This is a genomic window from Pelistega indica (assembly GCF_000506865.1).
GTDB classification, from domain to species: Bacteria; Pseudomonadota; Gammaproteobacteria; order Burkholderiales; family Burkholderiaceae_B; genus Taylorella; species Taylorella indica.
Map to the genome: position 1 here is coordinate 1 of NZ_AYSV01000095.1, position 8,392 is coordinate 8,392.

General features: G+C 46.4%; 9 protein-coding genes and 1 pseudogene. 7 read left to right on the forward strand and 3 right to left on the reverse strand.

Going from position 1 to position 8,392, the window contains the following annotated elements:
* From V757_RS29640 to V757_RS23615, 4 genes and pseudogenes are all read left to right on the forward strand, one after another.
* The coding region (locus V757_RS29640; protein ID WP_147628869.1) for a DDE-type integrase/transposase/recombinase at positions 1-325 on the forward strand (325 nt) is incomplete at its 5' end.
* Positions 303-482, forward strand: a complete 180-nt coding sequence (locus tag V757_RS29780) for a DDE-type integrase/transposase/recombinase (protein WP_081710684.1) — start codon at positions 303-305, stop codon at positions 480-482. The genes V757_RS29640 and V757_RS29780, both read left to right, overlap by 23 nt.
* Positions 431-607, forward strand: a pseudogene (locus tag V757_RS29645) (integrase core domain-containing protein); the annotation flags it as partial. The gene V757_RS29780 and the pseudogene V757_RS29645, both read left to right, overlap by 52 nt.
* A 113-nt stretch (positions 608-720) precedes the next feature.
* Complete coding sequence (locus V757_RS23615; protein WP_023951819.1) at positions 721-1,035, forward strand: DUF4298 domain-containing protein; 315 nt, start codon at positions 721-723, stop codon at positions 1,033-1,035.
* Positions 1,036-1,188: 153 nt separating this feature from the next.
* Here V757_RS23615 and V757_RS23620 read toward each other — a convergent pair whose 3' ends face one another.
* The 3 genes from V757_RS23620 to gabT all read right to left on the reverse strand — a co-directional run bounded on the left by V757_RS23620 (position 1,189) and on the right by gabT (position 4,465).
* Positions 1,189-1,887, reverse strand: coding sequence for a nitroreductase (locus tag V757_RS23620; RefSeq protein ID WP_023951821.1), 699 nt, complete (start codon positions 1,885-1,887; stop codon positions 1,189-1,191).
* 73 nt (positions 1,888-1,960) lie between these two features.
* A complete protein-coding gene (locus V757_RS23625) occupies positions 1,961-3,025 on the reverse strand; it encodes an extracellular catalytic domain type 1 short-chain-length polyhydroxyalkanoate depolymerase (protein WP_023951823.1) in 1,065 nt (354 codons plus the stop codon).
* A gap of 168 nt (positions 3,026-3,193) precedes the next feature.
* The gene (gene gabT, locus V757_RS23630) at positions 3,194-4,465 is read right to left on the reverse strand and encodes a 4-aminobutyrate--2-oxoglutarate transaminase (protein WP_023951825.1); all 1,272 of its coding nucleotides are present in this window, start codon (positions 4,463-4,465) and stop codon (positions 3,194-3,196) included.
* 172 nt (positions 4,466-4,637) lie between these two features.
* On the opposite strand from gabT, the gene pdxR reads away from it, so the two are divergent.
* The 3 genes from pdxR (at position 4,638) to tnpB (ending at position 8,387) form a co-directional block, all read left to right on the forward strand.
* Positions 4,638-6,125 (forward strand): MocR-like pyridoxine biosynthesis transcription factor PdxR, encoded by a 1,488-nt coding sequence (gene pdxR / locus V757_RS23635; RefSeq protein WP_023951827.1) that lies wholly within the window; start codon positions 4,638-4,640, stop codon positions 6,123-6,125.
* Between the two features lie 160 nt (positions 6,126-6,285).
* Positions 6,286-7,740: an NADP-dependent succinate-semialdehyde dehydrogenase gene (gene gabD / locus V757_RS23640; RefSeq protein WP_023951830.1), complete on the forward strand. Its 1,455-nt coding sequence runs from the start codon at positions 6,286-6,288 to the stop codon at positions 7,738-7,740.
* Positions 7,741-7,976: 236 nt separating this feature from the next.
* The gene (gene tnpB, locus V757_RS23645; RefSeq protein ID WP_023951831.1) at positions 7,977-8,387 is read left to right on the forward strand and encodes an IS66 family insertion sequence element accessory protein TnpB; all 411 of its coding nucleotides are present in this window, start codon (positions 7,977-7,979) and stop codon (positions 8,385-8,387) included.
* Positions 8,388-8,392: the final 5 nt, after the last annotated feature.

Below are 8,392 nucleotides of genomic sequence, written 5' to 3' on the forward strand. Positions count from 1 at the left end.
TCAGAGAAATGTCCAAGGCGTTGTTTGGAATCATAAGCGTGTTTACCGCATCTACAAGGAGTTAGCATTGAACTTACGTATTAAACCTCGCCTACGCCTTCAACGAAAGCAGCCAGTGCCACTGGCTGTGCCCACAGCTGCTAATCAGGTATGGTCAATGGATTTTATGAGTGATGCACTAGCCGATGGTCGTAGACTACGTTTATTGAACGTCATTGATGATTTCAACCGAGAAGCGTTAGCCATGGATGTTGCCTTATCTATTCCGAGCGAGCAGGTGATTCGATACCTAGAGCGCACAATTGAAGCAGCGTGGAAAGCCTAAAGAGATACGAGTTGACAATGGTCCTGAGTATATCTCAGAACGACTGATCTCATGGACTGAAAGTCAAGGCATTCGTCTGAACTACATTCAGCCCGGCAAGCCCTATCAAAATGCTATATTGAGCGATTTAACCGAACTGTCAGGGAGGAGCTTTTAAATATGTATATCTTTGACTCATTGGAGCAAGCTGAGTTGCTAGTCACCCAATGGCAATGGCAGTATAATAACGTACGGCCTAACATGGCTATAGGAGGTGTACCCCCGCGACTTAAAGCGGCTTAAAATCCATATCATTCCACTAAAAGGTGTTCCTAAAAATGGGGGTCATACACTGAGTGTTTAAATAGACTTTTTGAGGGTGGCGTAGATAGATAATTAATTAAAGGTCATACAGCATGAATGAAAGTAAAGAAAAAAGTTTAGAGCAATTACGTAAGATATTTAGCGAGATGGACGCTCGCACGGTTCAAGCGGAACAAGATGTTAAAGAAATGCAGGCGTTTATTGAGCGCTTTGCGGCGATAGAAGAAAATCGCAAGCAGCTTGAAGCGTATTATTTTGGCGATTGGATGAAGGATGTTGCGGCCTATGAAGCTTTGGGGCTTGAGGAGAGTTTTTACAGCATCTGTGAGGATCCGATTTGGAATGCAACGGGCTGCTTACAATCAGAGAGAATCAGGCTTTTAAAGCTGTTAGCCGACTCGCTCTAGCGCAGCTAATGCAGACCTAATCTGCTCTGACTCCCTCATCATTAAGTGACCGCCTTTTCAAGCTTTACAAAAGACCGCGCCAGTTCTCGCATAGTCCGCCCTGTCAATGACTGAGGTCCTCCCCGCGTAACGCGGCGGAGGAGGACCTCAAGCTTATTCATCCCAATGAAAGGTGGTGAATTCATCTAGCTCAATACGTGGCGTTCTGAAGGTGTTGACGATGTGATTTTTATCTTCGTAACCAATCGAAATGGCGCAAACGATCTTCAGATTCTCAGGATAGTTTAAATGCTTACGTACGATACTAGGGTAATGCATTAATGCACCTTGTGGGCAGGTGCTTAGTCCGAGTGATTCTGCCGCAAGTAAAATATTCTGTATAAAGGTACCGGTATCAATCCAGCTACCTAATTCCATTTCTTTATCAATTAAGATAAAGAGGGCGACGGGGGCGCCAAAGAAGTTAAAGTTTTGCACTTGCTGCGCTTTCATTGCGGCTAAGTCGCCTTTTTGAATGCCTAAGGTACCATAGAGTCCCCAACCGTTTTCGCGGCGATGCGTAAGATACGGCTCACTCAAGCGTCTAGGATAGTATTTATATTCAGCTTCTTCACGGTGCTTGTTATTAAAGGCTTGCATCATGTCCGCAGCTAGTGCCTCACGTTTTGCACCGCTAACGACTTGTACATGCCAAGGCTGAATGTTACTGCCGCTAGGGGCTGAACTGGCCGCTTTGAGGATAGTCTTGATATCGTCCTGTGAAACGGGATCAGCTAAAAATTGACGCACGCTTTTGCGTTCGACCATGGTTTTTAAAACAGGGTTTAACTCCAATTCAGTCATTTTGTTCATAAGGTATTGTCTGTTGCATTGTGAATGTTGACAGCACTATAACATATCGTTTAACGATAGTTTGAGCAGACAATCAAAGATATCGTTTAAAAAATTGCCAGATTAATTGACTTGCATGGGGCCCATGCTGGGAGTTAAAGGGGAGTCGATAATCGCCTCCAGCCCACGCATGGTCCAGGTGTTTAATGCGAATTAACTCGATGATTCGCTTGCGTCCATCGTAATAAAGCGATTGATTATATTCTTTTGTTGTCCCTTGAAAAAACTCAGTGCTTTTAGCAAGACTGTTCATTGGTAGCTGATTAAAGTGAAGCAACTGTTTGACTAGCTCAGTGGCATGACGTGGATGAACGATTTTATCCTTTTCCCCCTGCAGGATGATGGTCGGCAGTTGCAACTTTTGGGGTGGTGCAAAGCCATCCATAGCCGCTGCTAAGATGCTATCAGAAACTACCTGCGGATCGCGCATGGTGCTAACCGCACTCTGCGCATCATAAGCGAGACCTAGCACGGGGCCGCTGTGCATGGCTAAGCCAGCGAATTGCGCAGGAAAGTTTGCCGCCAATATGCCAGCCATTGCGGCGCCAGCAGATAAGCCAACCACAAATACTTTGTTAGGGTTCAGGCGATGCATCATAATGGTGCTTTGAATGATACTCATGATGCTATGGGCTTCAGCCATGCCCTGATGATGCTTGTTTGTGTCGTACCAATGCCAACAGTTAGTGAGATGGTAGCGACGGCTTTGCTGGGGATAAAGCACCACAAAACCATTGCGTTGAGCAACCACGTTCATTTGTGAGCCTTGAGCAAATAAAGCGCTGTCTTGTTGGCAACCATGCAACATGACCACTAAAGGCATACCCTCAGTGCTTGGATGGCGGACGCTTGCTGAGGGTTCAAAAATATAGTAATCAAGCTGTGGCACTAGGGCTACCTTAGAAAAGGCTGGTGCGATAAAGCGATGCTTTTTCCAGATGCCACGTTCTTGAGGATCAGGTCGTGTTAGTAATACATTCATTGCCTTGAGTTGCTCTGGCAATTTCCTTTTTACCTGTTTTGTCAGTTGCTGTTGGAGTTTGAGTAGTTGTTTAGTGGTTTTAATAATGGGCTTTTTCAAGCGCGTGCGTTTTGCCATTGTGAGTAACCAGTGAATAGGGCTTAGGTCCGAGTCAGTGCTTAAATCACTTTTAGCATAACAAGACCATTACTTTGATGACAAGCGAATACCACTGTAGCAAGCGTTGCCATAAAAAAACGGGATGATGTCCATATCATCCCGTGGTTACACTCAGGTGGTCTAGCCCTACTGATTAGCTAATAAGGCATCACGTAAAATGCCTAGCGCCTCATCAAATAGCTCCTCACCAATGGTGAGTGGGAATAAGAAGCGAATAACATTGGCATCTGGTCCGCAGCTAAGTAAAATCAAGCCCTTAGCCAGTGCATCTTGTTGTACCTTTTTGACAAAATCACTTTGTGGGACACCGGTTTTAGGGCAACGGAATTCAACCGCAACCATAGCACCTAGACCGCGCACATCGGAGATAACAGGCACCTCAGCGCGTAGCTCATTAAGCATGGCTTGGAGTTTATCACCTAATTTGTTGCCTTTTTCTAATAGATTTTCCTCTTGCACCACCTCAATGACGGCAAGCGCTGAAGCCGTGGCCAAGGGGTGACCAGCATAGGTGCCGCCAAGCCCACCAGGTAGTGGTGCGTCTAGGATGTCTGAACGACCGCAGATGCCAGATAACGGCATGCCGCCAGCCAGACTTTTTGCCATGGTGGTGATATCGGCTGCCACCCCATAATGTTCCATCGCAAATAGCTTGCCAGTGCGGCCAAAACCAGTTTGAACCTCGTCTGCAATGAGTAAAATACCGTGTTCATCGCATAGTTCACGTAAGAAGGTCATGAACTCTGGTGGGCATACGTTAAAACCACCTTCACCTTGAACAGGCTCAATAATAATCGCCGCTACTTGTTGTGGATCCACGCTGACGGCAAGTAATGATTTGAGTTGACGCTTGGCATCATCCAGGCTGACACCTTGTTGCTCATTTGGGAATGGTGAATGGTAAACATTAGGCGCTAAAGGACCAAAGCCTTTTTTATAAGGGTTTATTTTGGCGGTTAAGGTGATGCCTAAAAGCGTACGACCATGGAATGCATGGTTAAATGAAATAATATGAGGACGCTGGGTCGCATAACGCGCAATTTTAATTGCGTTTTCAACGGCTTCTACCCCGGTGGTAAAGAAAGCGGTTTTTTTAGGAAAATCACCCGGTACGAGGGCGTTAATTTTTTCCGCTAATTCAACATAGGACTCGTAGGGTACGACTTGATACGCAGTGTGAATAAAACGTGCTAATTGCTCTTCAATCGCCGCCACTAAACGTGGGTGACGATGCCCAGTATTACATACCGCAATACCGCTAGCAAAATCGATGTAACGCTTGCCTTCAATATCCCAAATTTCAGCGTTTTCTGCGCGGTCAGCATAAAACTCACACATCACACCGACACCACGTGGTGTGGCAGCGTTTTTGCGTTCAACTAAGGTTGCGTTTTTCATTCAAAATGTCTCCTCACAAAGTTATATCTATCAAGTGTTGAATGACGCTGTGTTTTGTCGCATCGAGAGCTGACCAAAACAATCCATGTAATTTTCTTAGCTTATCCTTAATTTGGTACCATGCAAAGAGCCATTTATGCAAAAATAAGTGGAGCTACTTAGGGAGGGAAGAATGCATATTGATGCATTACAAGAGCATATTTTGCAGCGCTTGGAGCGCGATGGTGAGATACCGTTAGCGCGCCAGATTTACATTATATTAAGTGATTTAATTTTAAGTGGTGAACTCAGTGCCGGAGTGAAGTTGCCCGCCAGTCGTAGTTTAGCAACAGATTGTGGTGTCTCAAGAAATACCATTATGTTTGCCTATGAGCAATTGCTCGCAGAGGGCTATGTGATTTCGCAGACCGGCAGTGGCACTTTTGTCTCTGATACGGTGCCAGTGGCAGATTGGTCGCATGAGGAGTCAGCGCTCAAAGAGAAATCGCCAATGACTGAGCATCAACGCTATTTATCCAAGCGTGGTTCTGAGCTGGTGAGTTCAGCTCAGGCTTCAGCCGAGCAATGGCAGCCATTTGTTTCTGGTGTACCAGATATTTCCTTATTTCCCAAGGATATTTGGCTACGTTTATTGCGTAAGCATTGGCAACAAGCAACACCAGCGATGCTTAGTTATGCGCATGGCGCAGGTTATTTGCCACTACGTCAAGCCTTAATCGAGCGCTTGCGTTTGGCCCGTTCGGTTAATGGCACGGCTGACCAAGTATTGATGATTTCCGGCTTGCACAATGCCATTAGTTTAATTGCCCAGTTGCTGATTGACCCGGGTATGACCGTTTGGATGGAAAATCCAGGTTATTGGGGAGCCGCCACCGTGTTGAAAATGGCAGGTGCTAATATTGTCCCCATCGCTATTGACGAAGAGGGTTTGGCACCCACGCCTGAGCAGATAGCGCAACCCCCTAAGCTTATTTTTGTGACGCCATCACATCAATATCCACTCGGACATGTGATGAGCTTAGCCCGACGCCGCATGTTGTTAGACTATGCCAATGCGCATGATGCATGGATTATCGAGGATGATTACGATAGTGAATTCCGTTTTGCCGGTTTACCTATTGCTTCATTACAAGGTTTAGACTCCTATCAAAAAGTGATTTATTTGGGTACCTTTTCTAAAACCCTATTCCCCGGTATGCGCTTAGGCTATATGGTATTACCAGAAAATTTAGTGGATTATTTTGCCATTGGTTTGTCGGAAAAATATCGCGATGGCCGCTTGCTTGAACAAGCTGTATTAGCGGATTTTATGGTTGAGGGGCATTATGCTGCACATGTGAGAAGGTCGCGTTTACGCTATGCCAAACGTTCTGTATTATTGCGTGAGGCTATTAATGAGCAGTTAGGGCCGGATTGGGTTTCCTCAAATGTTGAAGCTGGATTGCATTTGGTGATACATCTACCAGCGGGTACGGATGATGTGGCCATTGCGCGAGCGGCAAAAGCGGCAGGCATTATGGTCAGACCGTTGAGTAGGTATTATCTGGGTGAGCCGTCTAGGGCGGGTGTGTTGTTGGGTTATGCCAACGTTCCCGATGAGCTGATTAAACCGAGATTCGCACAATTAGCGAGAATTATCCGCAGTGAATTAAGGGCTTAGGCGATTCGAAATTCATAAATTCGCTGTAAAAGCATTGCAAAAGATAAATGGCTTAGATAATATGCCTTAAAGTCGCTTTATTAGGGTGCCATTTGCAATTACTGCTTTGCTTGGCAACAATGACAAGGAAATATGCGCATTATTTTTTAGGTAGGAGTGTATGCAGGACTTATCACGTAAGGATTTATTTAAACAACAGGCTTATATTGATGGGCAGTGGGTGGATGCAGACAGTGGTGAGACACTGGAAGTGATTAACCCAGCCACGGGAGAGGTTTTAGGTACCGTGCCTAAGATGGGCCAGGCTGAAACCCGCCGCGCCATTGAAGCGGCCGAGCGAGCGCAAAAGCAATGGCGTGCTAAAAGTGCTAAAGAGCGTGCGGTTGTATTACGCAAATGGTTTGATCTGGTGATGCAGCATCAGGATGATTTGGCACGTATCATGACGCTTGAGCAGGGTAAGCCATTAGCCGAAGCAAAGGGTGAGATTGCTTATGGTGCAGCGTATCTTGAGTGGTATGCGGAAGAGGGTAAGCGCGCTTATGGGGATATTATCCCGGGTCCAGCGTCGGATCGCCGTATTGTCGTGACCAAAGAGCCGGTGGGAGTGTGTGCCGCCATCACGCCTTGGAACTTCCCGTCCTCAATGATTACTCGCAAGGTCGGTGCTGCCCTAGGCGCTGGGTGTTCGATGGTGATTAAACCGGCCGCCCAAACCCCTTACTCGGCCTTCGCATTGTGCGTATTAGCAGAGGAAGCTGGCGTGCCAGCAGGTCTCGTGTCGGTGGTGACTGGTTCAGCATCAGAAATCGGTAAAGAAATGACGGCCAATCCCATTGTGCGTAAATTTAGCTTTACGGGCTCCACCGAAATTGGTCGTTTATTGATGTCACAGTGCTCCGATCAGATCAAGAAAGTCTCATTAGAACTGGGTGGTAACGCACCATTTATCGTATTTGATGACGCTGATTTAGATGCGGCGGTTGAGGGGGCGTTGATTTCTAAATACCGCAATGCGGGGCAAACATGTGTTTGTGCAAACCGCATTTATGTTCAAGATGATATTTATGATGCCTTTGTCGAAAAATTTGTAGCTGCCGTCAACAAAATTAAGGTGGGCGCTGGTACTGAGGCCAATGTAACGCAGGGACCGTTGATTGATAAAGCTGCCGTGGACAAGGTGCAAGAGCATATTGACGATGCTGTTAGCAAGGGCGCTAAGGTCGCCGCTGGCGGTAAGCAGCATGATTTAGGTGGTTTATTCTTTGAGCCCACTGTGTTAACCGAAGTGACCTCGTCGATGAAAGTTGCTAAGGAGGAAACCTTTGGTCCTTTAGCCCCATTATTCCGCTTCAAAACCGAAGAAGATGTGGTGCAAATGGCGAATGACACCGAATACGGTTTAGCGGCGTATTTTTATAGCCGTGACTTAGGTCGCGTGTGGCGCGTTGCAGAAGCTTTGGAATATGGCATGGTAGCCATCAACACAGGTATTCTTTCTAATGAAGCGGCACCTTTTGGCGGCATTAAGCAATCAGGTCTTGGTCGCGAAGGCGCTAAATACGGTTTGGATGATTACTTAGAAACGAAATATATGCTAATGGGTGGCATTTAATCCTAAGCAGGTGTTTTGTATTTAAAGTAAGCGATTACCGTTAATCTAGAGCCCGTCATGTAGATTGTTTTTCTATCTGGCGGGCTTTTTATTTGAGCTGAATCAAGGAGATTGCTGAGCAGATACAGGGATAATCCCTAAATAAGAGCTTTTATGAGTAAGCGTCCGGTGAACACATGTATTCATTCCTGCTAAATTGCGCGACACTATGGTTTTGTGTATGTTAGGAGAAATCAATGCCGTCTTTAATGCGTATCGAGACCGCCCAACGAGTGGGAATTCAAGAGCAAGCGTCTAGCCTACTGGCACTAGATAAAATCATCCTGGTGAGTGAGGCGACAGATTTACGAGCGGGGATGGATACCTTGCGCACTAAGGCAATTCAGCGCTTTGGTCAGGTGGCACCTCACGAAGCCTATGTGTTTATGAATCGCACGCACACGCTTCTTAAATTACTCATGCACGATGCGATGGGGTCGTGGCTATGTGTTCGTCGACTACATGAAGGACGCTTTCACGGTGCAGGCTCACGGATGAATCCGGCACTGTCAGCAGAACAACTGCAGGCCTTAGCCTTGGGGCTGCCTTGGCATCGTTTAGGTGAAGCCGGTATCTATCGTTATTGTTATGTTGTAGTCGTGAGCTAAGCGGG

Coding starts and splice junctions, on each gene's coding strand:
- V757_RS23615 (WP_023951819.1), top strand. CDS start 721: ATGAATGAAAGTAAAGAAAAAAGTTTAGAGCAATTACGTAAGATATTT.
- V757_RS23620 (WP_023951821.1), bottom strand. CDS start 1,887: ATGAACAAAATGACTGAATTGGAGTTAAACCCTGTTTTAAAAACCATG.
- V757_RS23625 (WP_023951823.1), bottom strand. CDS start 3,025: ATGGCAAAACGCACGCGCTTGAAAAAGCCCATTATTAAAACCACTAAA.
- gabT (WP_023951825.1), bottom strand. CDS start 4,465: ATGAAAAACGCAACCTTAGTTGAACGCAAAAACGCTGCCACACCACGT.
- pdxR (WP_023951827.1), top strand. CDS start 4,638: ATGCATATTGATGCATTACAAGAGCATATTTTGCAGCGCTTGGAGCGC.
- gabD (WP_023951830.1), top strand. CDS start 6,286: ATGCAGGACTTATCACGTAAGGATTTATTTAAACAACAGGCTTATATT.
- tnpB (WP_023951831.1), top strand. CDS start 7,977: ATGCCGTCTTTAATGCGTATCGAGACCGCCCAACGAGTGGGAATTCAA.